The organism is Rhodococcus sp. NPDC056960, assembly GCF_042674125.1.
Lineage (GTDB): Bacteria > Actinomycetota > Actinomycetes > Mycobacteriales > Mycobacteriaceae > Rhodococcus_F.
The window spans coordinates 273291-296281 of record NZ_JBHURF010000008.1; the positions used below are offsets into that span (position 1 = coordinate 273291).

A 22991-nucleotide genomic window follows, 5' to 3' on the forward strand; every position below is an offset into this window, starting at 1 on the left:
GTTTTCCTCCTTGCACACTAACTTCTGGACACCTGTTTAGCAATGTGTCCAAACAACTCTCCAGTTCCGCGGGCAGCCGGACGAACGGGACGCTCGTTGGATCTGACGCAACGAGCGTCCCGTTCGGCAGGTGAGCGGCAAAGCGTGCCCCGGCACACATTGCCGCTCACGTGCTCAGGCGCCGTAGACCGGGACCGGGGGTTCGGCCTTGGCGAGGAGGTCCGCGACGACGGGCCCGATCTCCTTCGGCTCCCAGCGCGCACCCTTGTCCTCGGTGGGGCCGTGCCGCCAGCCCTCGGCGACGGTGATCTTGCCTCCCTCGACCTCGAACACCCGCCCGCTCACGTCCTTCGACTCGACGCTGCCCAGCCACACGACGAGGGGGGAGATGTTCTCCGGCGCCATCGCGTCGAAGCCCTCCTCGGGCGCGGCCATCGCCTCCGCCATCGCGCCGCCGGCGCCGACCGTCATCCGGGTGCGGGCGGCCGGGGCGATCGCGTTGACGGTGACGCCGTAATTCTTCAACTCCGCGGCCGCCTGAATGGTCATCTCCGCGATCCCCGCCTTCGCGGCGGCGTAGTTGCCCTGCCCGATCGAACCCTGCAGTCCGGCACCGGAACTGGTGTTCACGATCCGGGCGTCGACGGGGTTGCCGGCCTTCGCCTCGGCCCGCCAGTACGCGGCCGCATGCCGCAGCGTCGCGAAATGCCCCTTCAGATGCACCCGCACGACGGCGTCCCACTCCTGCTCGCTCATCCCGACGAGCATGCGGTCTCGCAGGAACCCGGCGTTGTTCACCAGAATGTCGAGGCGCCCGTAGGTGTCGATCGCGGTCCGGATCAGATTCTCGGCCCCCGCCCAGTCCGCGACGTCGTCGCCGTTGACCACGGCCTCGCCACCCGCCGCGACGATCTCCGCGACCACCTGTTCGGCCGGACTCTCGCCGGTGGCGGACCCGTCGATGCCGGCGCCGATGTCGTTGACCACGACCTTCGCTCCCTCGGCGGCGAACGCCAGCGCGTGGGCGCGTCCGATTCCGCGCCCGGCGCCCGTCACGATGACGACGCGACCGTCGACCACTCCACTCATGTGTTCTCCTTCGTTGATGCCGTAGCTGAGGTGGATGCTGTTGCTGCCGCCAGGAAGGCGGGCCGTTCGCCGCCGCCGTGGACGGTCAGTGTCGAACCGCTGACGTACGCCGCCAGCGGTGAAGCCAGGAATACCGCGCAGTTGCCGACGTCCTCGGGGCACGCCATCCGGCCGAGCGGCACGGTGGACCCGACCGCAGCGATCCCCTCCTCGTCCCCGTAGTGCAGGTGCGCGAGTTCGGTGCGGACCAGACCGACGATCACCGAGTTGACCCGGACCTTCGGCGCCCACTCGACCGCGAGGCTGGTGGTGAGGCTGTCGACCCCCGCCTTCGCCGCCCCGTACGCGGCGGTGCCGGGCGACGGTCGCGATCCGCTGACGCTGGAGATGTTCACGATCGCGCCACCCGAGTCCTGTTTCTGCATCACCGCATTCGCAACCTGCGACACCAGCAGCGGGGCGAGCAGATTCAGTTCGACGATCTTGGAGTGGAACTTCGGGCTCGCGTCCGCCGCGAGCGCGAAGGGTGCGCCGCCGGCATTGTTGACCAGGACGTCGAGGCGGCCGTGCCGTTCGACGATCCGGTCGACGAGACCCTGCACCTGCTCCGGGTCGCGGATGTCGCACGGCAGGAATTCGACGGCACGTCCGTCCACCTCCACGGGGTCGTCGCCCGGCCGGCGAGCGCAGGCGACCACCGTCGCGCCGGCCCGCAGGAAGGTGCGGCTGATGCCCGCGCCCACTCCGCGCACTCCGCCAGTCACGAGCACGACGCTTCCGGTCATGTTGGAACCTGTTTCCATCGTGCTACCCTACCAAGCAATTGCTTGGTGCGTGAAGTGCGGATCTGACGAGGAGAAAACAGTGGGAATTCGGAGCGAGACAGATCCGGGGGGCATCACCACGGTCACCGTCGACTACCCGCCCGTGAATGCCATCCCGTCCCGGGGTTGGTTCGAGTTGGCCGACGCCATCCTGGCCGCGGGCCGGAACCCGGACACCCACGTGGTGATCCTGCGGGCGGAGGGACGCGGGTTCAACGCCGGCGTCGACATCAAGGAAATGCAGGCCACCGACGGCTACGGCGCCCTGGTCGACGCCAACCGGGGCTGCGCGGCCGCGTTCGCCGCCGTCTACGACTGCGCCGTCCCCGTCGTCGTCGCGGTCAATGGCTTCTGCGTCGGAGGCGGCATCGGCCTGGTCGGCAACGCCGACGTGATCGTCGCGTCCGACGATGCCGTATTCGGGCTTCCCGAGGTCGACCGCGGGGCGCTCGGCGCCGCCACCCACCTCGCCCGCCTCGTCCCGCAGCACATGATGCGCACCCTGTACTACACGGCGCAGAACGTCACCGCCCAGCAGTTGCAGCACTTCGGGTCGGTGTACGACGTAGTGCCGCGGGAGAAACTCGACGACACCGCGCGCGACATCGCCGCCAAGATCGCGGCGAAGGACACCCGGGTGATCCGCTGCGCCAAGGAAGCCATCAACGGCATCGACCCCGTCGACGTGAAGACCAGTTACCGCCTCGAGCAGGGCTACACCTTCGAACTCAACCTCGCGGGGATCTCGGATGAGCACCGCGACGAATTCGTCGAGACCGGCAGGCCCCGCTCCAACTCGAACAACAGGAAAGGCTGACATCCATGGCGAACAAGCTCGACAAGAGGATGTCGCTCGACGACGCCGTCGGGGAACTCCGCAGCGGAATGACCATCGGCCTCGGCGGCTGGGGTTCGCGCCGTAAGCCGATGGCGCTGGTCCGGGCGCTGCTGCGCTCGGACGTCACCGACCTCACCGTCGTCACCTACGGCGGCCCCGACCTGGGGCTGCTGTGCTCGGCGGGCAAGGTCAAGAAGGCGTACTACGGTTTCGTGTCCCTCGACTCCGCCCCGTTCTACGACCCGTGGTTCGCGAAGGCGCGCACCGCGGGCGAGATCGAGGTCCGCGAGATGGACGAGGGCATGGTCAAGTGCGGACTCGAGGCGGCCGCCGCCCGGCTGCCGTTCCTGCCGATCCGCGCCGGGCTCGGCTCCGACGTCCGGAATTTCTGGGGCGACGAACTGCGCACCGTGACCTCCCCGTACCCGGATGCATCCGGCAAATCGGAAACCCTGATCGCGATGCCGGCCCTGAATCTCGATGCCGCCCTGGTGCATCTGAACCTCGCCGACAAGCACGGCAACGCCGCCTACACCGGGGTCGACCCCTACTTCGACGACCTGTACTGCGCCGCGGCCGAGAAGCGGTTCGTCTCCGTCGAGCGGGTGGTCGAGACCGAGGAGCTGGTGAAAACCGTTCCGCTGCAGAACCTGATTCTCAACCGCATGATGGTCGACGGCGTCGTCGAGGCACCGAACGGCGCCCACTTCACGCTCGCCGGCGACAGCTACGGCCGCGACGAGAAGTTCCAGCGCCACTACGCCGAAGCCGCGAAGACCCCCGAGGGGTGGCAGCAGTTCGTCGACACCTACCTGTCCGGCAGCGAAGACGACTATCAGGCGGCCGTGAAGACATTTGCAGAGGAGTCCCAGGCATGACCGAGACGACCACCGACGTCACCCGCGCGGAGTACTGCGCGATCGCGTGCGCCGACATCTTCACCGGGGCAGGCGAAATCATGGCCAGCCCGATGGCGACGCTGCCGCTGATCGGCGCCCGGCTCGCGCGACTGACCACCGAACCCGACCTGCTCATCACCGACGGGGAGGCCCTGATCTTCGCCGACACCCCCGCCGTCGGCGCGAAGGCCCCGATCGAGGGCTGGATGCCGTTCCGGAAGGTGTTCGACGTCGTCGCGTCGGGCCGCCGCCACGTGGTGATGGGCGCCAACCAGATCGACCGGCACGGCAACCAGAACCTGTCGGCGTTCGGTCCGCTGCAGCAGCCGACGCGTCAGATGTTCGGCGTCCGTGGCGCGCCCGGCAACACGATCAACCACCCCACCAGTTACTGGGTGGGCAAGCATTCGTCGCGGGTGTTCTGCGACAAGGTCGACATCGTCTCGGGCGTCGGCTACGACCAGATCGATCCGGAGAACCCCGCCTACCGCTTCCATCACCTGCACCGGGTGGTGAGCAACCTCGGGGTGTTCGACTTCGGCGGTCCCGGGCACACGTTCCGGGCGCTGTCGCTGCACCCGGGCGTCACCGCCGAGCAGGTCGCGGAGAACACGTCGTTCGAGGTGGCGGGTCTGGCCGACGCCCCGGTCACCCGGGAACCGTCTGACGAAGAACTGCGGCTGATCCGCGAAGTCCTCGACCCGCGCAGCCTGCGTGACCGGGAGGTGTCGCTGTGAGCACTCTCAGAACAGCGTTGACGGAGCTGGTCGGCGTCGAGCATCCGGTCGTGCAGACCGGGATGGGCTGGGTGGCCGGACCGCGGCTCGTCGCGGGAACGGCCAACGCGGGCGGTCTCGGCATCCTCGCGTCGGCGACGATGACGTACGAGGAACTCGAGGCGGCCGTCGCGAAGACGAAGACGCTCACCGACAAGCCGTTCGGGGTGAACATCCGCGCCGACGCCACCGACGCCAATCAGCGGATCGACCTGCTGATCCAGGAGAACGTGCGCGTCGCGTCGTTCGCGCTCGCACCGAAACAGGACCTGATCGCGAAGCTGAAAGATGCCGGGGTGGTGGTCATTCCGTCGATCGGCGCCGCCAAGCACGCGAAGAAGGTGGCGTCGTGGGGCGCCGACGCCGTGATCGTGCAGGGCGGCGAGGGCGGCGGCCACACCGGACCGGTGGCCACCACCCTGCTGCTGCCGTCGGTGCTCGACGCCGTCGACATCCCCGTCGTCGCGGCCGGCGGTTTCTACGACGGCCGCGGTCTCGCCGCCGCCCTCGCGTACGGGGCCGCCGGCGTCGCGATGGGCACCCGGTTCCTGCTCACCCAGGAATCCACCGTCCCCGACTCCGTCAAGCAGGAGTACCTCGCCCGCGGACTGCAGGACACCACCGTCTCCCGCAAGGTCGACGGCATGCCCCACCGGGTCCTCAACACCGCACTCGTCGACAGCCTCGAACACTCCGGCAATGTGCGCGGACTCGTCGCGGCCGCCCGCAACGCCTCGAAGTTCAAGGCCATGACCGGCATGAAGTGGTCGACCCTCGTCAAGGACGGCCTCGCCATGAAGAAGTCCAGCGACCGCACCTGGCAGCAGATCATCATGGCAGCCAACACCCCGATGTTGCTCAAAGCCGGTCTGGTCGAGGGCAATACGCACGCCGGCGTGCTCGCGTCGGGTCAGGTCGTGGGCCTCCTCGAGGACCTGCCCACCTGCAAGGACCTCATCGACGGCATCGTCGCCGACGCGATCAAGCGCATCGACGCGCTGGGGGCCCTGCGCGCCTGAACGAACGGGACGCTCGTTCGATCTACCGCAACGAGCGTCCCGTTCGTCCTACAGCGCGCCGTACACCGCGGTCTCGAAGTCGAGGTATCCGCCGAACGAGACGGCGTCCGCGAAGGGCAGGATCTGCGTCGCCCAGAAGCCGGCGATACCGTTCTCCCGGTCGATCCAGTAGTACAGATTCGCGAGTCCGGCCCAGCCCAGCGCGCCCGCCGGGCGTCCGGTCGGGGCCTGCTCCTCGTTGACCATGAACGTGTACGCCCAATTCTTGCGCAGGCCGGGGAAGAACTCGGCGTCGTTGGACAGGGCGGGGATCACGCCGGGCAGCGCGGTGACCTCCTGCCCGGTCAAGCCGCCCCGCACCGCCTCGGCGACCGTGTCCGCCGCGAGCACCCGGCCGCCGGGAGCCTCACCGTCCCGCAACCACATCCGGAGGAACCTCGAGTAGTCGGGGACGGTCGTGTAGAGCCCGTGACCGCCCATGTGGACCTCCGGCTCCTGCGGCAGCACCATTTCGGGCATCGGCACCAGAGAACCGTCGTCGGTGCGCTGATGCACCACGGCGAGACGGTCCCGCATGTCGTCGGTGAGCGTGAACGCGGTGTCGTTCATCCCCAGCGGCTCGAAGATGCGCTCGCGCATCACCTCTCCCAGGCGCTGCCCGCGTATCGACTCGACGACCAGTCCACACCAGTCGATGTTCGAGCCGTACATCCACCGCTCGCCGGGATCGAACAGCAGCGGTGTGGTCAGCGACTTCTTCGTGGCGGTGATGGGGCTGGGCTGGCCGTGCCCTTCGGCGAGGCGGCGGTAGTTCTCGTCGAAGAAGTCGTAGCCGAGCCCCGCCGTGTGCAGCAACAACATCCGAGTGGTGATGTCTCGCTTCGGCGCGCGGAGCACCGGTTCCCCGTCGGTCCCGAAGCCGTCGAGGACCTGGAGTTCACCGATCTCCGGGAGGTAGCGGGCGGCCGGGGCGTCGAGGTCGAGCAGGCCCTCCTCCACGCATTGGAGTGCCGCCGTTCCGGTGACGGCCTTGGTGGTGGAGAAGGCAGCGAACACCGTATCGGCGGTCATCGCCACACCCGAGCCGAGGGACCGCTCCCCGGCCACCCCCGAGTACACGACGCCGTCGCGGTCGGTGAGCATCGCCACCACACCCGGGACACCGGCGTCGTCCTGCGTCAGTTTCTGCAGGTCCGTGTCGGTGACACTCGCGAAATCATCTCTCATGGTTCCTCCTGTGTTCGTTCCCGGCGTCGGCACCAGGGCCGAGGATCGGAACGGACACTACGGAGGCGACTGTGACGTGGACCACCTCGATTCGGCGGCCCGACTGTCGGATTTCGGCACTACCGGCGACGGGCGCGGGCGAGCGCGCGAGACGGGTTCTCCCCGAACCTGCCGCGGTAGGCCGCGGCGAAGACGCCCATGTTGACATAACCCCAGCGAGCGGCGACGGAGGACACGGTGCATTCGTGCGTCGCGGCGGTGAGTTCGTCGTGGATTCGCTGGAGCCGCACCTCGGTGAGGAAGCGATTCGGCGTGGTCTCCCGGTAGCGACGGAACGCTCCCGACAGCGCCCGCACGCTCACCCCCACCGCCGCGGCGACGTCGCCGACCGTGGGCAGTTCCGCGGCATGCTCGCGCATGTACTGCTCTGCGCGACCGACGTATTCGGGCGCCGCGTCGCTCCCGCCGCCGTCGAGGGCGATCCCCGCCGCCGCGGCCCATTCGGCGAGCAGATGACCGAGGAGCATCTCCTGAAGGTGAATGCCCGGGCGGCCGTGCGCGATCCGGTCGGGATCGGCGGCTATGGAGCGCACCGCATACGCGAGAAGCGCGTTCCACGCCGACTGCTGCCCGGCACCGATCACGCACTTGTGTTGCCACAGGCTGTCGTCGGGCCGGTATCCGAACCACCGATCGGCGGCGTCGGCGACCAGGCGGTGCGGCACCGTCAGATTCAGCTGCAGATCCGACTCGTCGAATTCGATGTAGTGCTCGATCCGGCTGCAGTCCACCACGAACGTGCCACCGGAGCCGACCTCCACCTCCGCTGCGCCGACCCGGTGCCGGGCGGATCCGCGGATCGTCGTCAAGACCAGGATGTTGCCGGCGTCGGCGGAAATGTCATCGACGGTGACCGGGACCCCGTACCGGAAACGGGTGAGGGTGATGTCGCCGATGGGCGCCGAGTACATGCTCGAACGCGGCTGGAGCAGCCGTCCCGTGGATCGCACGCGGTACGGCATGTACACCTGGTCGGACCACGCCCGGATCTCGTCCCAGTCCGACGACGACGCGGCCGATACCGCGACATCGGACAGCGGATCCAGCGAGTGCACGACGTCCACCATCCGGAGCGTAGAGCACACCGGGCCTTCTCGACACCACCCGATCGGTCAGCTCGCGCCCCCGACCCCGGTGGCGGCCTTCGCCGCGCTCAGCTGGATGACGCGGCCTTCGCCGCGCTCAGCTGGATGACGCGGCCTTCGCCGCGATGCGCGCCCGGACCTCCGGCCGTCGCAGCGGCGGCACGGTTTGGGGCGGCTGCTTCCGCGGCGGGAGTGCGGCGAGCAGTTTCGTGGTGGCCTCGGTGACGACGGCGACGGCCTCCTCGAAGGGCTCCCGGTTGGCGTCGGACAGCTTCTGGATTCCGCTGACCTTCCGGACGTATTGACGCGCCGCCGCCTCGATTTCCTCCGCGGTGGCCGCCGGTTCGAGTCCGCGCAGCTCGGTGATGTTTCGGCACATGACTCGACGATAGCGCCGCCCCGGCCCCCGCGCGGCTCGTCGGCGCTGGGCGAATGTACCTTTCGGCGCACTTGAGGCGGCCAGAGGTACATTCGCCCGGCGCCGCGGGCCACTAACTGCGGGCCGGCTCCAGCGCATCCGCATCGGCGTCCGAGGAGACGGCGTCCGACGGCACGGCGTCGGAGGGCACGGCGTCGGAGGGCACGGCGTCCGGGAGCGGGGTGCGGGACCGTGCGGCGACGACGGCCGCTCCGAGCAGGACGAGTGCGGCGAGGCACTGCGAGCTGCCGATCACTTCGCGCACGGCCGCCTCCACCCAGCCGGACGACGAGGATTGCAGGACGAAGTTCGGGCCGATCAGGAAGATGACGGTCGCGGCGCCGACCAGCGGCCGCCAGCCGCGGTACTGCGGGGCGATCAGGATCGGGATCAGCAGGATGCTGTACGCCCAGTGGTGGGTGACGGCGAACGGCGCGGCGAGCAGGGATGCCAGGGCGACGATCGACAGCGCGATCAGGTGCTCGCCCGATCGGGTGAACCGGTATGCAGACCAGGCCGCGGCGGCGACGATGACAGCCGCGCTGAGGACCCACAGGATGCTCGCGAGCCGACCCTCCGCGCCGAGCCTGGCGATGACGCCGGTGACCGCCTGGTTGCGGAAGAAGTCGGGTGCGCCGGCGCGGCCGGTGGCGAAGAATTCGGTGGTCCAGAACCACACCGACGACTGCGGCAGCAGCCAGAAGCCGAGGGCGACGGTGGCGAGGATCGTGGCGAGCGAACGTCCGATCGAGCGGAAGTCGCGGCGGACGAGCAGGACCAGCAGAAACGCGGCGGGGGTGATCTTGACGGCCGCAGCGAGGCCGATCGCGATTCCGCGGAACCGTTGCGGGATCACCCCGGTGCAGTCGGCGACCACGAGCGCCATGAGGATGATGTTGATCTGGCCGAAGTCGAAGTTCGAGCGCATCGGTTCGAGGAGCAGCACCGGCCCCATGGACAGCAGAGCGAAAAGTTCGGGCCGTGCGACGTCGAGTTTCGACAGCGCCACCTTCAGCATCCACCACACGAGCCCGAGGTTGAGCGCGCACCACAGCGCCTGCAGGACCGCGGGGTCGACCTCCGCCATCGGTGCGAAGAGGATCGCCGCGAAGGGTGCGTAGATGAATCTGAACCCGGAACTGCTCGGGAAGTCCGCGGAGTAGAGGGGCAACCCGCTGAGGAAGGCGTGCCCGGCGTCGCGGAAGACGGAGAGATCCATCAAGTAGCCCGTCGCCGCATCGAACTCCCGGTAGGCCACCACCCCCAAGGAGAGGACGCCCACGAGGAGCGCGACGGCGTGGAGGCGATAATCCCTGAACTTCGATTCACTCTGTAACAAGAATTTGTTCTTTCATGATCGGCGTCGTGGTCAACGATCCACCGTAGCGGGCCGTGACCCAATCGTGACAAAGGCGAGGTCGTGGCGCCCGAACCGTGTGGTTCGTCATGGTTTATTTCGACCGGTATATTCAGACCATGCCTGCTCGGGTTCTCGATAATCCCCTCGTCCTGCCGGTACTCGGCCTGCTCCTCGAAGCGCCGATGCACCCGTACCAGGTGGAGGTCACGCTCCGCGACCGCAGCGAGGAGGGTCAGTGGCCGCTCAATCGCGGTTCACTCAACAATGTGGTCGGGGCCCTCGCGGCGGCCGGGTGGATAGAGGAACACGAACGTGCGCAACGGGACGGTCGGCCGGCGCGCACCGTCTACGCCCTCACCGACACCGGGCGCGCGGAACTCGTGACGCGTCTGGACGCCCAGATCCGCAGTGCCGCACACGAGTTCTCTCCGTTCTTCGCGGCGATCAGCTATCTCGGCGCGCTGGGACGCGACGGCGCCGTCGCCGCGCTCACCGAACGCGCCGAACGGCTCACCGCGAGAATCGAATCCGATCAGGCGAGACTCACGCGTGCACTCGACGAGGGCGTGCCCCGCCTGTTCGTCGTCGAAGTGGACTACGCCCTGCACGCCGCGCGAAGCGAACTCGCGTGGATCACGTCGACGATCTCGGACATCCACGCGGGCCACCTCACCTGGCCCGCCGCGCGGACGACGGCCGTGCAGCCGTGAACCCCCGGATCAGCCCGTCCCGAACGTTCCTTCGAGCCGGTTCCGCGACCCGGGGTGCACGAGCCGGGCGGCGCTGACGAGCCCCCGGGTGGACCAGGTGCGACGCCGGATCAGCAGGCACGGCTCGGAACGCTCGATGTGCAGGAGCCGGCATTCTTCGGGCGAGCCGAGGATCGCTTCGACGACGTGCTCACCCCTCGTCAGCGGAGCCTCCACGCTCAGATAGTGATTGGGCGTCTGCTGGGTGAAGTCCTGATTCAGATACCCCGGGGCCTCGGCGGGGTTGACGAACCGGTCTTCGAGCTGGATCGGGGTGTCGTCCTCGTAGTGGACCATCAGCGAGTGGAACACCTTGCCGCGGATGGAGTCCCGGATGAAGGCGTTGGCCGGATCGGCGTCTTCCTCGCGGACGTACACCACCTCGGTCCGGTGGCGGTGTCCGCGCTGCTGGATCTCGTCCGCGATGTTCTTGACCTCGAACAGCGGCGACGCCGTCTTCGTGGCCGCCACGAACGTGCCCACCCCCATGAGCCGCACCACCAGACCGTCGGCGGTGAGCTCCCGGAGCGCGCGGTTGATGGTCATCCGGGACAGCCCCAACGCGTTCACGAGCTGATTCTCGGAGGGCAGCTGGTCACCCTCCTGCCAGCGCCCGGCGTTGATCTGCGACACGATCAGATGCTTGACACGTTCGTACGCCGGGGCCGACTCCGCCCCCGGTCCGTTGTACAACGCAGCAAGCTCCGCGTCGACTACTGCGATCTCCACCACTGGTACCCATTCCTCCGCAACGCCGATGAACTTCCCGTGCAGTCGGCCGTTGCAGTCTATCGGCCGACTGCACGGGAAAGCCGTAATCGCGCGGTGCGGCCGGTGTCACCTCACCATGCTGCGCAACTGCCGGGTCGCGACGGAGAGGGCTGCCAGGTCGTGCTCACCCGATTCCGTGACGGCGTCGAGCGTATGACGCGCCCGCGCCAGCCGGGCCGCATTGCGGTCCTCCCACTCCCCGATCTTCTGCTCGGCCGTGTCCACGGCTTCACCGCCCGCGATCACGTCGAGGCACAGTGCCCGGACCGTGTCGTACAGCTCGTCACGCAACGACAACCGGGCCAGCGCGTTCCACCGGGTGCCCCGGCCCAGCTGCGATACGCCGACGAGCAGGTGCACCAGCCCGAGGTACTCCCCCAGCCGGTAGTACACCTGCGCGACCTCGCGGGGGTCGCGTGAGGTGATGTCGGCGATCTCGACGATGTCGAGGAGCGCGAACCGATCGAGGAGGAGTTGCACACGTCCGGCGAGGTCCGCGGGAACCCCGCGGGCGACCAGCGCGGCGGTGCGGCTCCGGAGGTTCTCCGCATCCTCACCGCACAGCCACCCCGCGACGTGGGGCGTCAGCTCGGCGAGGCGGTCGCGGAATCGGCTGATCTCCGCCCCGACCGCGAGAGGCTGGGGCCGACGGGTCAGCATCCACCGCGACGCACGGTCGAGAAGCCGGCGGGTGAACAGAGTCAGTTCGTCCGCGAGGGCGGCGTCCAGCCCCGCGTCCCGGATGTCGTTCCACAGGGACGGCAGGTCGAACACGGTCGAGACCACCGCGAACGCCCGCACGGCGTCGGCGCTGCTCGCGCCCGCCTCCTCCCCCAGCCGGAAGGCGTAGGTGATGCCGCCGTTGTCGACGACGTCGTTGGTGAGGACCGTCGCGACGATCTCCCGGCGCAGCGGGTGTTCGCCGATGGCGTCGCCGAAGGTGTCCCTCAGCCGGCGCGGGAAGTAGCCGGCGAGGGCGTCGGCGAACGCAGGGCTGTCGGGTAGGTCGCCGGACAGGAGGTCCGACTTCAGGGCCAGCTTGACGTGTGCCATCAGCGTCGCGAGTTCGGGCGAGGTGAGTCCCGTCCCGGCGCGTTCCCGGGAGGCGATCTCCTTCCGGGACGGCAGCACCTCGATGGCGCGGTCCAGCCCGTAGCGGCCTTCGAGGTGGCCGATGAGCCGGCCGTGCACCGTGATCGATGCGGCGGCGTCGGCGCGGCCCGTGCCCAGGACGTCGTTCTGGGCGACGTTGTCGGCGAGCACGAGTGCCGACACCTCACCGGACATGCCGGCGAGCACAGCGGCGCGGTCCTCCGCGGCGAGACGTCCGCCGCTGACGAGGGCGTCGAGCAGGACCTTGATGTTGACCTCGTGGTCGGAGCAGTCCACGCCCGCGGAGTTGTCCAGAGCGTCGGTGTTGATGCGTCCGCCGGCCCGGGAGAATTCGATGCGCCCCAGTTGGGTGAAGCCGAGGTTGCCGCCCTCCCCGACCACCCGGGCGCGCACGTCGGCGCCGTCGACGCGGACGCCGTCGTTGCCCTTGTCTCCCACGTCCAGGTGGGTTTCGGTGCCCGCCTTCACGTACGTGCCGATCCCGCCGTTCCACAGCAGGTCGACCGGCGCCCGCAGGATGGCGCGGACCAGGTCGGGCGGGGACAGTTCGGTGGTCCCGGGGCTCAGTCCGAGCGCGCGCCGCGCCTCCTCGCTGATCGGCACGCTCTTCCTGGATCGTTCCCACACGCCGCCGCCGGTGCTGATCAGTCCGGGCGAGTAGTCCGCCCACGAGGACCTCGGCAGCGCGAAGAGCCGTTCCCGCTCCGCAAACGAAGTGGCGGCGTCGGGATTCGGATCGAGGAACACGTGCCGGTGATCGAACGCGGCGACGAGCCGGATGTGCGGGCTGGCGAGCATGCCGTTGCCGAACACGTCGCCGCTCATGTCGCCGATCGCGACGGCCGTGAACTCCTGCGACTGCGTGTCGACACCCATCTCCCGGAAGTGCCGCTTCACGCTCTCCCACGCACCCTTGGCGGTGATGCCGAGCGCCTTGTGGTCGTAACCGACGGATCCGCCCGACGCGAACGCGTCGCCGAGCCAGAATCCGTATTGCGCGGCAACGTCGTTGGCGATGTCGGAGAACGTCGCGGTGCCCTTGTCCGCGGCAACGACGAGGTACGTGTCGTCGCCGTCGTGCCGCACCACCCGCGGTGCCGGAATCACGGCTCCGCTCGCGAGGTCCACGTTGTCGGTGACGTCGAGCAGACCGCTGATGAAGCTGCGGTAGCAGCGAACCCCCTCGGCGCGCTGGGCGTCCCGATCCCGCTGCGGGTCGCCGGTGGGGACCGGCGGACGCGCGACGACGAACCCGCCCTTCGCGCCGACGGGCACGATCACCGAATTCTTCACCGCCTGCGCCTTGACCAGGCCGAGCACCTCGGTGCGGAAGTCCTCCTTGCGGTCGGACCACCGCAGGCCTCCCCGCGCCACGGCGCCGAAGCGCATGTGCACGCCCTCCACCCACGGCGAGTAGACGTAGATCTCGAAACGCGGCCGCGGCTGCGGCAGTTCCGGGATCCGCTGCGGATCGAACTTGAACGACAGGACGCCGCGTTCGCGGCCCCGGTCCGCGTAGCGGTTCGTGCGGAGCGTCGCCAGGACCACGGTCAGATAGGCCCGCAGGATGCGGTCGGCATCGAGGCCGAGCACGTCGCCGATCGCCGTTTCCAGAGAGGCGACAACGTCGCTGCCCTCCGCCGTGCCGTCCGGGTCGAACCGGGCGGCGAACAGCCGGATCAGCTCCTGCGAGATCGCGGGATGATCACCGAGGACGGTGGCGATGTGGTTCTGACTGTAGGGGAAACCGCCCTGCCGGAGGTACCGCCCGTAGGCCCGCAGCACCTCCACCTCACGCCAGTCCAGGCCCGCCCGGAGTACGAGCTCGTTGAAGCTGTCCGCCTCGGCCCGCGACTCCCAGGCCGCGGCGAACGTCTCCGTGAAGCGTCGCGGCAGCCCGTCGTCCACCGGTCCCGGCGCCGCGTGGCGAATCCCGAATTCGTACATCCAGCAGTCTGTTCCGCGACTGTTCACGACCGTGTACGGGCGCTCGTCGAGCACGGCGACACCGAGGCTCTGCAGGATCGGGAGCACGTCGCCGAGGGAGGCGGGCGCGCCGCCGACGAAGAGCGTGAAACGCCAGTCGGCCTCGTTCGTCTCGAGCCGGGTATCGATCGCGCCGTCGGTCAGTCTCTCGAACACCGCCACATCCGCGTGGGCGCGCGGGGTGTCGAAATCGTGCTTGTACCCCTCGGGGAAGTGGTCCGCGTAGTGCGCGAGGAGGTCGCGCGGGACCGCGCCGGCGTGTCCGCGGAACCGGTCTTCCCATGTCCGGCAGGCCCGGGATATCCGGCGCTGAACGTCCAGGCGGCGTGCGTCCGTCACCGCGGTGCCCGCCGGGACCCGCATCGTGAAGTGCACGACGGCCAGCGGGTACTCGGACACATTGGTGGTGTATTCGACGGCGGTGCCGTCCAGTTCGTCCAGGAGCACACGCTGGGCCGCGAGACGGGTGCGGGTGTTGTACCGATCGCGGGGAATGAACACCAGCGCCGACATGCTGTCGCCGACGGCATCCGTGCGCAGGAACAGGTGAATGTGCTCGCGGGCGGTGATGCCCGCGACCTCGGTCAGGGCCGAATGCAGCGAGTCCGGGCTCGCCGCGAACAACTCGGTCAGCGGCAGCGCCTGCACGACCTGCAGCACGGCCTGCCCGGAGAAGGAGCCGACGTCGAAGCCGGCGCGGTCGAGGAGGGCCCGCACCCGGCGCCCCGCCCCGGGGATGTCGAGGACGTTCTCGTGTCGGCCAGCGGGCGTGAACGCGCCGACGAAGCGATGCTCGACTCCGCCTGCCCGCACCCCGATCACGGACGGATACGACGACCGGTGCACGGACACCGGGAGCGCCGCCTGCCCGATCGCGAGAACGGGCCCGGATTCCGCGGCCTGCGGACGATCATCGTCCCGGTCGTGGAGCACGCCCAGAGTCTCCCCGGGTACGCCGTCGGTGCCGTACCGCGCGTATCCCAGGACGGTGAAGTTGCCGGCGTCGCACCAGCGCAGGAAGTCGGCGGCTTCCCGGAGTTCGTCGGACAGCGCGTCCTGCCCGGCCTGCGTGTCGAGATGGTCGGAGACCTGGATCTGGAGTTCGCGCATGCGCGCCAGGTCCACGTCCACCCGGCGCACGTCGGCGAGGACGGTGTCCAGCGCCGCGACGAGTGCTGCGACGACGGTGTCGCTGGTGTCCGGGCGCAGTCCGACGTGGATCCACGACTCCGCCGTTCCCGGGTCGGCGGCGGGCAGAAGGTCGGTCAGCTGTCCCGACGCCGACCGGCGGGCGACGAGTACCGGGTGCAGCACCTCGTCGATCGGGGCACCGACCTTGGCGGCGGTCAGGAGCACCGATTCGACGAGCAGGGCCATGTCGTCGGTGACGATCTGCACGGCCGGACCGATTCCGCTGGGGTCGGCGGCATCGATGCCCCGCACCACGGCGGTCCCGGGGATCCGGAGTCGCCCGGTGTCCAGATGGGTGTGCGCGATGCGCTCGCGCGCCGCCGGATCTCCGTCGTCGGCGGCGGGACGCCCGGCGGCGCGGAGGTAGAGGTCGAGGACGCGCCTGCGGGCGTCCGGATCGGAAAACAGCTGCTCATCGCCCTCGAGCGAATGTGAGGACGTCGAAATTACTCTCATGTCAGTACCTTCCGTCGGAAGCATCGACACTCCCGACTGGTGCAGTGGCGGGCCGGCACGCCTCTCGGCTGGATCCGTGGAGAACGCTTGACAGGGGGTTGTCTATACAGGACTATACATCTAAGGCGATAAAAAACGTGAGTCAGAGCACACTGGATTCAGGACATGGGACAGAGCACCCGGGACCGACCAGAAGCTGCCGGACTCGTCACAGAGAGAACAAGGCCTATGACACACGAGGGACCTCCCGAGATCAGCCTCGCGCCGGAGCGTCGCACCATCGACGTCGTCCCGGACGACGAGCGCCACGGATCTCCGCGCAGCCAGTTCACGCTCTGGTTCGGCGCCAACATGCAGATCACCGCGATCGTCGACGGCGCCCTCGCGGTCGTCTTCGGCGCCGACGCACTGTGGGCCATCGTCGGCCTGCTGATCGGCAACCTCTTCGGCGGCGCCGTGATGGCGCTGCACTCCGCCCAGGGACCGCGCCTCGGTCTGCCACAGATGATTTCGAGCCGCGCGCAGTTCGGTGTTCTCGGCGCCGTCCTCCCACTGGTCCTCGTCGTCCTGATGTACCTCGGGTTCGCCGCGACCGGCAGCGTCCTCGCCGGCCAGGCCGTGAACGAGATCCTCCACATCGACAACCCGACCGTCGGCATCCTGATCTTCGGTGCGATGACCGCGTTCGTCGCGGTGACGGGATACAAACTCATCCACGTGGTCGGCAAGGTCGCGACCGTCGTCGGCATCATCGGCTTCACCTACCTTCTGATCCGGTTGTTCACCGAATACGACGTGGCCGCGTTCGTCGGGATCAAGGGCTTCGACATCGTCACGTTCCTGCTGGCGATCTCGCTCGGAGCCGGCTGGCAGCTCACGTTCGGACCGTACGTCGCGGACTACTCCCGCTACCTGCCGCGCTCGACGAGCGAACGGAAGACCTTCTGGTCGACGTTCGCGGGCAGCGTGATCGGCTCACAGTGGTCGATGACGCTGGGCGCGCTCGTCGCCGCCGTCGCCGGCGATGCGTTCCTCAGCGACCAGGTCGGCTTCATCGGCGAACTCGCCGGACCCGCCGTCATCGCCCTGATGATCTACCTGGTGATCCTGGTCGGGAAGCTCACCGTCAACTGCCTCAACGCCTACGGCGGATTCATGTCGATCCTCACCACGGTGACCGCCTTCAACGGACAGTCGCGCATCTCGTCCCGGGCACGCACCCTGTACATCATCGGGTTCGTCGCGGTGTCGATGCTGATCGCGATCGGTGCCAGCGCCGACTTCCTCAACAACTTCAAGAACTTCGTCCTCGTGCTGCTGATGGTGTTCACCCCGTGGAGCGCCATCAACCTGATCGACTACTACCTCATCTCCAAGGAGCGCGTGGACATCCCGGCGCTATACGACCCGGCGGGCCGCTACGGTCGCTGGAACAAGACGGCGATGAGCTGCTACGCCATCGGTGTCGTCGCGCAGATCCCGTTCCTCGCGCAGAAGCTCTACACCGGTCCGGTCACGGACATGCTGGGCGGCGCGGACATCTCGTGGATCGTCGGCATCGTTTTCACCGGCGCTCTCTACTACCCGCTCGCGCGGCGCAGCAGCAACCCACCCGCATCGATGATCTATCCGGCGAATACCGCCATGGCCGATTCACGCCTGTGAAACACGCTGACCCCCAGACCTTTCCCTCTCTCCCGTTCGACCATCAAGGAGTACACGACATGACCACCACGACGCCTCCGGTTTCCGGACCCCGCCACGTGTCGGCGCCCCGCGGCACCGAACTGACGACCCTCGGCTGGCAGCAAGAAGGCGCCCTGCGCATGCTGATGAACAACCTCGACCCCGAGGTCGCCGAGCATCCCGACTCCCTCGTCGTCTACGGCGGCACCGGTAAGGCCGCGCGCAGCTGGGAAGCGTTCGACGCGATGGTCCGCACGCTGAAGACGCTGAAGTCGGACGAGACGATGCTGGTGCAGTCCGGCAAGCCCGTGGGTGTGTTCCGCACCAGCGAGTGGGCGCCCCGTGTGCTGCTCGCGAACTCGAACCTGGTCGGCGACTGGGCCAACTGGGAGGAGTTCCGCAAGCTCGACGCCCTCGGCCTGATCATGTACGGGCAGATGACCGCCGGATCCTGGATCTACATCGGCACGCAGGGCATCCTGCAGGGCACGTACGAGACGTTCGGTGCGGTCGCCCGCAAGCGCTTCGGCGGCTCGCTCGCCGGCACCATCACCCTGACCGCGGGACTCGGCGGCATGGGCGGCGCGCAGCCCCTCGCCGTGACGATGAACGACGGCGTCGCGATCTGCGTCGACTGCGACGTCACCCGCATCGACCGCCGCATCGCGCACAAGTACCTCGACACCAAGGCCACCGACGTCCAGGACGCCCTGCGTCTGGCGATCGAGGCGCGCGACGCGAAGCGCCCGCTGTCGATCGGCCTCGAGGGCAACGCCGCGGAGATCTTCCCCGAACTGCTCGCCATGAACGCCCCCATCGACATCGTCACCGACCAGACGTCGGCGCACGACCCGCTGTCGTACCTGCCGCTCGGCATCGACTTCGCCGACATGAAGGCGATGGCCGACAAGGACCCGGCGAAGTTCACCGAGGACTCCCGCGCGTCGATGGCCCGCCACGTCGCCGCGATGGTCGGCTTCCTCGACAAGGGCGCCGAGGTGTTCGACTACGGCAACTCCATCCGCGACGAGGCCCGCAAGGCCGGCTACTACCGCGCGTTCGACTTCCCCGGATTCGTCCCCGCCTACATCCGCCCGCTGTTCGAGGAGGGCCTCGGCCCGTTCCGCTGGGCCGCGCTGTCGGGCGACCCGAAGGACATCGAGGCCACCGACAAGGCGATCCTCGAACTGTTCCCCGAGAACGAGCACCTGAAGCGCTGGATCACCATGGCAGGCGAGAAGGTGGCGTTCGAGGGCCTGCCCGCGCGGATCTGCTGGCTCGGCTACGGCGAACGGCACAAGGCCGGCCTGAAGTTCAACGAGATGGTGGCATCCGGTGAGCTGTCCGCACCCGTCGCCATCGGCCGCGACCACCTCGACTCCGGATCGGTCGCGTCCCCGTACCGCGAGACCGAGTCCATGCTCGACGGCTCCGACGCGATCGCCGACTGGCCCCTGCTCAACGCACTCGTCAACACCGCGTCGGGGGCGTCGTGGGTGTCCATCCACCAGGGCGGCGGCGTCGGCATGGGACGCTCCATCCACGCCGGTCAGGTGTGCATCGCGGACGGCACCGACCTGGCCGCCGAGAAGCTCGAGCGGGTCCTGACCAACGATCCCGGCATGGGTGTCATCCGGCACGTCGACGCCGGCTACGACCACGCCGCCGACGTCGCCCGCGAGCGCGGCGTCCGTGTGCCGATGTCCGAAGGATGACCGCAGGCCCGAGCGACCGTATTTTCGAACCACTGGAAGGAACAGCAGTGACGGCGAACACCTCCCGCTCCACAGCGCTGACCGGCATCGGCACCCTGGTGACCAACGACCCGACAGTGGGGGAAGGTCCGCTCGGGCTGATCCGCGACGCCGCCGTCGTCTTCGACGGCGGCGTGGTGGCCTGGGTCGGCAGCGCCGGCTCCGCACCGGCCGCGGACATCGGGCACGATCTCGACGGCCGGGCGGTGCTGCCCGGCTTCGTCGAGAGCCATTCGCATCTCGTGTTCGGCGGGGAGCGTGCGGAAGAATTCGCGGCGCGCATGGCCGGGCAGCCGTACGCCGCGGGCGGCATCCGCAACACGATCGAGGCCACCCGCAACGCCACCGACGAACAGCTGCAGTCGAATACGCGGCGGCTGCTCGACGAGTCGCTGCGGTCGGGCAGCACTACCGTGGAATGCAAGACCGGGTACGGGCAGACGGTCGAGCACGAACTGCGCAGCACGCGGATCGCAGCGTCCCTCACCGACGAGGTGACGCTGCTCGCCGCGCACGTGCCGCCGCCGGAGTACGCGGGCCGCGCCGACGACTACGTCGCCATGGTGTGCGCGGAGATGATCGATGCCTGTGCACCGCAGGCCAAGTGGATCGACGTGTTCTGTGAGACCGGCGCGTTCGACCGCGATCAGGCGCACGCCGTGCTCACTGCCGGGATGGCGAAGGGGCTGATCCCCCGGGTCCACGGCAACCAGCTCCGCGAGGGTCCCGGAGTGCAGCTCGCCGTCGAACTCGGGGCCGCGTCCGTCGACCACGTCTGCTACACCACGCAGGCCGACATCGACGCGCTGGCACAGAGTTCGACCGTCGCCACCCTGCTGCCGGGTGCCGACTTCTCCACGCGGAACAAGTACCCGGACGCCCGGGCCCTGCTCGATGCGGGCGTCACGGTGGCCCTCGGTGCCGACTGCAACCCCGGCACCAGCTACACCACCAGCCTGCCGTTCTGCATCGCGATCGCCGTGCGCGACATGCACATGACCCCGGACGAGGCGATCTGGGCGGCGACGGCGGGCGGCGCCCGCGCGCTGCAGCGTGACGACATCGGGGTCCTGCGTCCCGGCGCGCGGGCCGACGCCCTCGCCCTCGACGCGCCGTCCTACCTACACCTGGCCTACCGGCCCGGCGTCCCCCTGGTCAGCGATGTGTGGCGCGGCGGCGAACTCGCCTGGTCCGCGCACACCATCCACGAGAAGGAAAGGGCACTGCGATGATGGAGAACCTGTTGATCCCCCCACCTCCCTGGACCGGCAGGGTGGACGGCACGTCGAGTCACCACCTGCGCTGGCACCAGTCGGTGACCCCACTTCGCGACGATTCCGAACCCGGCGCGTGCGTGTTCGTCGGCTTCGCGTGCGACGAGGGCGTGGAGCGGAACAAGGGACGCCGCGGGGCGGCCCGCGGCCCGGACGCGTTGCGGGGCGCGCTGTCGTCGATGGCGCTCGCCGAGCCGCTCCGCGCGTACGACGCCGGCACCGTCGCGGTCACCGACAATCGTCTGGAGGCCGGGCAGATGGCGCTCGGCGGCGTGGTGGCCGCGGCACTCGACGCCGGCCAGTTCCCGGTGGTCCTCGGCGGCGGCCACGAGGTGGCCTACGGGACGTACCTCGGTCTGGCGCAGGCAGCGGTCCGGACGCCCAAGCGGCGGATCGGGATCCTGAACCTGGACGCCCACTTCGACCTGCGGTCCGATCCGGCTCCGAGTTCGGGCACCCCGTTCCGGCAGATTCTCGAACAGGAGCACGCGGCGGGCACCGCCCTCCAGTACTCGGTGCTCGGCATCAGCCAGCCGAGCAACACCACCGCACTGTTCGACACCGCGCGGGGGTACGACGTCCGGTACCTCCTGGACGACGAGTGCTCGGTCTCCGACCGGCACCGGGTGGCCGTGTTCGTCAGCGAGTTCCTCTCCGACGTCGATCTCGTCTACCTCACCATCGACCTCGACGTCCTTCCCGCCGCCGTGGCACCGGGGGTGAGCGCCCCCGCCGCGTACGGTGTGCCCGCGGAGACGATCCAATTCGTGTGCGACGCCGTCGCCGCCAGCGGCAAGCTCGCCGTCTGCGATGTCGCCGAACTCAATCCGTCGTTCGACATCGACAACCGCACTGCGCGCACCGCCGCGCGGTTGCTTCATCGGATCGTCACGAAGCGGGTCCCGATCGTGCGCTGACGTCGCTCGACACCGTCCGCTCAGCCCTCCCGCAGCACGGCGCGCAGACGGGTGGCGAACGAGGCCGGGTCCTCGGCGAAACCGATGTGACCGCCGGGGAACATGGTGGGTTCGATGCCGAGTTCCGCGGCGAGAGCCCGCGAGGTGCGGTCACAGAGCTGGCCGGCGGACGCCTCACCGAGGCCGACCACGACGCGGGTCGGCACCGACTTCAGGACGGCGACGTCCGGGCACCACCGGGTGGTCGGACGCAGCATGTGCGCGTGCTGGAAGTGTTCGTCCGCCTCCGTCTGCGCATCGCGCTCGCCCGCGAACATCTGCTGGAACACCGGCTCGGGCAGGTCGATGTTCGCCAGCACCAGAAACTTCCGCCACGCCCCCACGACATCCCCGGCGAGGTGCGCGTCGATGATCTCGTCGGTCTTCACCCGCAGTTCCTCGCGGTCGTCCAGCAGTTCGTCCAGCGGCGGCTCGTGCGCCACCACGGTGTGCACCAGCTCGGGATGCGCCTGCACGAGCGCGAGAGCACTGACGGCGCCGCCGCTGGAGCCGAAGACGACGGCCGGTCCCGCGTCGAGGTGCGTCAGGATCCGGGCCAGGTCGTCGCCGCGCATCTCGGGCGTCGAATCCTGGTCGCGGTCGTCGACCGGGCTGCGGTGGATGCCCCGGGGATCCGTCGTCACCACGGTGTGATCCGCGGAGAGCAGCTCGGCCGCCTGCGCGAAGGAATCGGCGTCCATCGGGGCGCCGACGAGCACCACGACCGGGCCCGCACCCCGGACCTCGTAGTACAGACTCGCGCCGGGAACGTCGAGGGTCCGGGCCTGGGTGGTGGCGGTAAATGCGGAATTCATCGAGTTCTCCTCGTTGCAGGTGATCATCGGTCACAGGTAGGACTGCCCCCGACGGGCAGAATCATCGGTCGTCGTGGGGGAAATTTCTGCCCACGACCTCCCCTGAGCCCCGGATCCGGAGGATTCGTGGGCGTACCACTGGAAGCACGCGCGGCTAGATGACAGGATGAGATTTACGCGAACGGGGTCTCGATGTGAGATCCCGGGCGGCAACTCAGGGAGTGAACGGTATGGCGCAGGGTGTTGTGAAGTGGTTCAACAGCGAGAAGGGCTTCGGATTCATCGCGCCGGACGACGGTAGCGCGGACGTGTTCGTTCACTACTCCGAGATCTCGGGCAGCGGCTACAAGTCGCTGGAGGAGAACCAGCGGGTGGAGTTCGAGGTCGGACAGGGCCAGAAGGGCCCGCAGGCCCAGAACGTGCGGGCCGTCTGAGCGACGCCCCGATAACACTGTGACGACGAGGTCGCACCCGAGAGGTGCGGCCTCGTTGTCGTAGCAGGCCCCGGGACAGCTATCTCGAGAGGCCGAAACTTCCCACCTGGCTGCCGCCACGTAGACGGCCCCGGTGTAGGTCCCGTCGGCGTCGTCCTCGAGCCGGCCAAGTCCCCGGTCACCGTTCCCCTCCAACCGGGATACCCGTAGC

The 22991-nt window shown here is 68.8% G+C and carries 19 protein-coding genes; 10 read left to right on the top strand and 9 right to left on the bottom strand.

Features of this window, described 5'->3' with window-relative positions; genetic code table 11:
- Positions 1-174: 174 nt before the first annotated feature.
- A complete protein-coding gene (locus ACFTWF_RS15255) occupies positions 175-1089 on the bottom strand; it encodes an SDR family oxidoreductase (RefSeq protein ID WP_378462044.1) in 915 nt (304 codons plus the stop codon).
- On the bottom strand, positions 1086-1874 hold the full coding sequence (locus ACFTWF_RS15260) for an SDR family oxidoreductase (protein WP_378462045.1): 789 nt from the start codon (positions 1872-1874) through the stop codon (positions 1086-1088). The genes ACFTWF_RS15255 and ACFTWF_RS15260 overlap by 4 nt, the downstream gene beginning before the upstream one ends.
- 79 nt (positions 1875-1953) lie before the next feature.
- Between ACFTWF_RS15260 and echA20 the strand changes: the two genes are divergently transcribed.
- The 4 genes from echA20 to ipdC are packed head-to-tail and all read left to right on the top strand — an operon-like array spanning position 1954 to position 5445.
- Complete coding sequence (gene echA20, locus ACFTWF_RS15265; protein WP_378462046.1) at positions 1954-2730, top strand: (7aS)-7a-methyl-1,5-dioxo-2,3,5,6,7,7a-hexahydro-1H-indene-carboxyl-CoA hydrolase; 777 nt, start codon at positions 1954-1956, stop codon at positions 2728-2730.
- A gap of 5 nt (positions 2731-2735) precedes the next feature.
- Positions 2736-3629, top strand: coding sequence for a cholesterol ring-cleaving hydrolase subunit IpdA (gene ipdA, locus ACFTWF_RS15270; RefSeq protein ID WP_378462047.1), 894 nt, complete (start codon positions 2736-2738; stop codon positions 3627-3629).
- Entirely contained in the window at positions 3626-4387 is a 762-nt protein-coding gene (ipdB, locus tag ACFTWF_RS15275; RefSeq protein WP_378462048.1) for a cholesterol ring-cleaving hydrolase subunit IpdB, read from the top strand. Before ipdA ends, ipdB begins: the two co-directional genes overlap by 4 nt.
- Positions 4384-5445, top strand: coding sequence for a (3aS,4S,5R,7aS)-5-hydroxy-7a-methyl-1-oxo-octahydro-1H-indene-4-carboxyl-CoA dehydrogenase (ipdC, locus tag ACFTWF_RS15280; protein ID WP_378462049.1), 1062 nt, complete (start codon positions 4384-4386; stop codon positions 5443-5445). The genes ipdB and ipdC overlap by 4 nt, the downstream gene beginning before the upstream one ends.
- A gap of 48 nt (positions 5446-5493) precedes the next feature.
- Here ipdC and ACFTWF_RS15285 read toward each other — a convergent pair whose 3' ends face one another.
- The 4 genes from ACFTWF_RS15285 to ACFTWF_RS15300 form a co-directional block, all read right to left on the bottom strand.
- A complete protein-coding gene (locus ACFTWF_RS15285; RefSeq protein ID WP_378462050.1) occupies positions 5494-6672 on the bottom strand; it encodes a serine hydrolase domain-containing protein in 1179 nt (392 codons plus the stop codon).
- Positions 6673-6791: 119 nt separating this feature from the next.
- On the bottom strand, positions 6792-7799 hold the full coding sequence (locus tag ACFTWF_RS15290; protein WP_378462099.1) for an AraC family transcriptional regulator: 1008 nt from the start codon (positions 7797-7799) through the stop codon (positions 6792-6794).
- Between the two features lie 115 nt (positions 7800-7914).
- Entirely contained in the window at positions 7915-8196 is a 282-nt protein-coding gene (locus ACFTWF_RS15295) for a DUF2277 domain-containing protein (protein ID WP_005258716.1), read from the bottom strand.
- Positions 8197-8308: 112 nt separating this feature from the next.
- Entirely contained in the window at positions 8309-9574 is a 1266-nt protein-coding gene (locus ACFTWF_RS15300) for a glycosyltransferase family 87 protein (RefSeq protein WP_378462051.1), read from the bottom strand.
- Between the two features lie 137 nt (positions 9575-9711).
- Between ACFTWF_RS15300 and ACFTWF_RS15305 the strand changes: the two genes are divergently transcribed.
- Positions 9712-10305 carry a helix-turn-helix transcriptional regulator gene (locus tag ACFTWF_RS15305; RefSeq protein WP_378462052.1) on the top strand — a complete coding sequence of 198 codons (594 nt, stop codon included), beginning with the start codon at positions 9712-9714 and terminating at the stop codon, positions 10303-10305.
- Positions 10306-10314: 9 nt separating this feature from the next.
- Here the strand turns inward: ACFTWF_RS15305 and hutC are convergent, their stop codons facing one another.
- Both hutC and ACFTWF_RS15315 read right to left on the bottom strand, forming a co-directional pair.
- Positions 10315-11076, bottom strand: a complete 762-nt coding sequence (gene hutC, locus ACFTWF_RS15310) for a histidine utilization repressor (protein WP_378462053.1) — start codon at positions 11074-11076, stop codon at positions 10315-10317.
- 105 nt (positions 11077-11181) lie between these two features.
- Entirely contained in the window at positions 11182-15861 is a 4680-nt protein-coding gene (locus tag ACFTWF_RS15315; protein WP_378462054.1) for an NAD-glutamate dehydrogenase, read from the bottom strand.
- A 228-nt stretch (positions 15862-16089) separates the two neighbouring features.
- Here ACFTWF_RS15315 and ACFTWF_RS15320 point away from each other — a divergent pair, with 228 nt between their 5' ends.
- Genes ACFTWF_RS15320 through hutG form a run of 4 tightly spaced genes read left to right on the top strand, consistent with a single transcriptional unit; the run spans position 16090 to position 21492 of the window.
- Entirely contained in the window at positions 16090-17526 is a 1437-nt protein-coding gene (locus tag ACFTWF_RS15320; protein WP_378462055.1) for a purine-cytosine permease family protein, read from the top strand.
- Between the two features lie 59 nt (positions 17527-17585).
- Positions 17586-19262: a urocanate hydratase gene (gene hutU, locus ACFTWF_RS15325; RefSeq protein ID WP_185727703.1), complete on the top strand. Its 1677-nt coding sequence runs from the start codon at positions 17586-17588 to the stop codon at positions 19260-19262.
- Positions 19263-19309: 47 nt separating this feature from the next.
- Entirely contained in the window at positions 19310-20533 is a 1224-nt protein-coding gene (gene hutI / locus ACFTWF_RS15330; protein ID WP_378462056.1) for an imidazolonepropionase, read from the top strand.
- Positions 20530-21492 carry a formimidoylglutamase gene (gene hutG, locus ACFTWF_RS15335; RefSeq protein ID WP_378462057.1) on the top strand — a complete coding sequence of 321 codons (963 nt, stop codon included), beginning with the start codon at positions 20530-20532 and terminating at the stop codon, positions 21490-21492. Before hutI ends, hutG begins: the two co-directional genes overlap by 4 nt.
- Positions 21493-21512: 20 nt before the next feature.
- Here the strand turns inward: hutG and ACFTWF_RS15340 are convergent, their stop codons facing one another.
- Positions 21513-22346 carry an alpha/beta fold hydrolase gene (locus ACFTWF_RS15340; protein WP_378462058.1) on the bottom strand — a complete coding sequence of 278 codons (834 nt, stop codon included), beginning with the start codon at positions 22344-22346 and terminating at the stop codon, positions 21513-21515.
- 230 nt (positions 22347-22576) lie between these two features.
- On the opposite strand from ACFTWF_RS15340, the gene ACFTWF_RS15345 reads away from it, so the two are divergent.
- Positions 22577-22780, top strand: a complete 204-nt coding sequence (locus ACFTWF_RS15345; RefSeq protein ID WP_005244612.1) for a cold-shock protein — start codon at positions 22577-22579, stop codon at positions 22778-22780.
- Positions 22781-22991 lie beyond the last annotated feature (211 nt).

Bases quoted from the DNA above. Each gene is read 5' to 3' on its own strand.
- ACFTWF_RS15255 (WP_378462044.1), bottom strand. From the start codon at position 1,089: ATGAGTGGAGTGGTCGACGGTCGCGTCGTCATCGTGACGGGCGCCGGG.
- ACFTWF_RS15260 (WP_378462045.1), bottom strand. From the start codon at position 1,874: ATGACCGGAAGCGTCGTGCTCGTGACTGGCGGAGTGCGCGGAGTGGGC.
- ipdA (WP_378462047.1), top strand. From the start codon at position 2,736: ATGGCGAACAAGCTCGACAAGAGGATGTCGCTCGACGACGCCGTCGGG.
- ipdB (WP_378462048.1), top strand. From the start codon at position 3,626: ATGACCGAGACGACCACCGACGTCACCCGCGCGGAGTACTGCGCGATC.
- ACFTWF_RS15285 (WP_378462050.1), bottom strand. From the start codon at position 6,672: ATGAGAGATGATTTCGCGAGTGTCACCGACACGGACCTGCAGAAACTG.
- ACFTWF_RS15290 (WP_378462099.1), bottom strand. From the start codon at position 7,799: ATGGTGGACGTCGTGCACTCGCTGGATCCGCTGTCCGATGTCGCGGTA.
- ACFTWF_RS15295 (WP_005258716.1), bottom strand. From the start codon at position 8,196: ATGTGCCGAAACATCACCGAGCTGCGCGGACTCGAACCGGCGGCCACC.
- ACFTWF_RS15305 (WP_378462052.1), top strand. From the start codon at position 9,712: ATGCCTGCTCGGGTTCTCGATAATCCCCTCGTCCTGCCGGTACTCGGC.
- ACFTWF_RS15315 (WP_378462054.1), bottom strand. From the start codon at position 15,861: ATGAGAGTAATTTCGACGTCCTCACATTCGCTCGAGGGCGATGAGCAG.
- ACFTWF_RS15320 (WP_378462055.1), top strand. From the start codon at position 16,090: ATGACACACGAGGGACCTCCCGAGATCAGCCTCGCGCCGGAGCGTCGC.
- hutU (WP_185727703.1), top strand. From the start codon at position 17,586: ATGACCACCACGACGCCTCCGGTTTCCGGACCCCGCCACGTGTCGGCG.
- hutG (WP_378462057.1), top strand. From the start codon at position 20,530: ATGATGGAGAACCTGTTGATCCCCCCACCTCCCTGGACCGGCAGGGTG.
- ACFTWF_RS15340 (WP_378462058.1), bottom strand. From the start codon at position 22,346: ATGAATTCCGCATTTACCGCCACCACCCAGGCCCGGACCCTCGACGTT.
- ACFTWF_RS15345 (WP_005244612.1), top strand. From the start codon at position 22,577: ATGGCGCAGGGTGTTGTGAAGTGGTTCAACAGCGAGAAGGGCTTCGGA.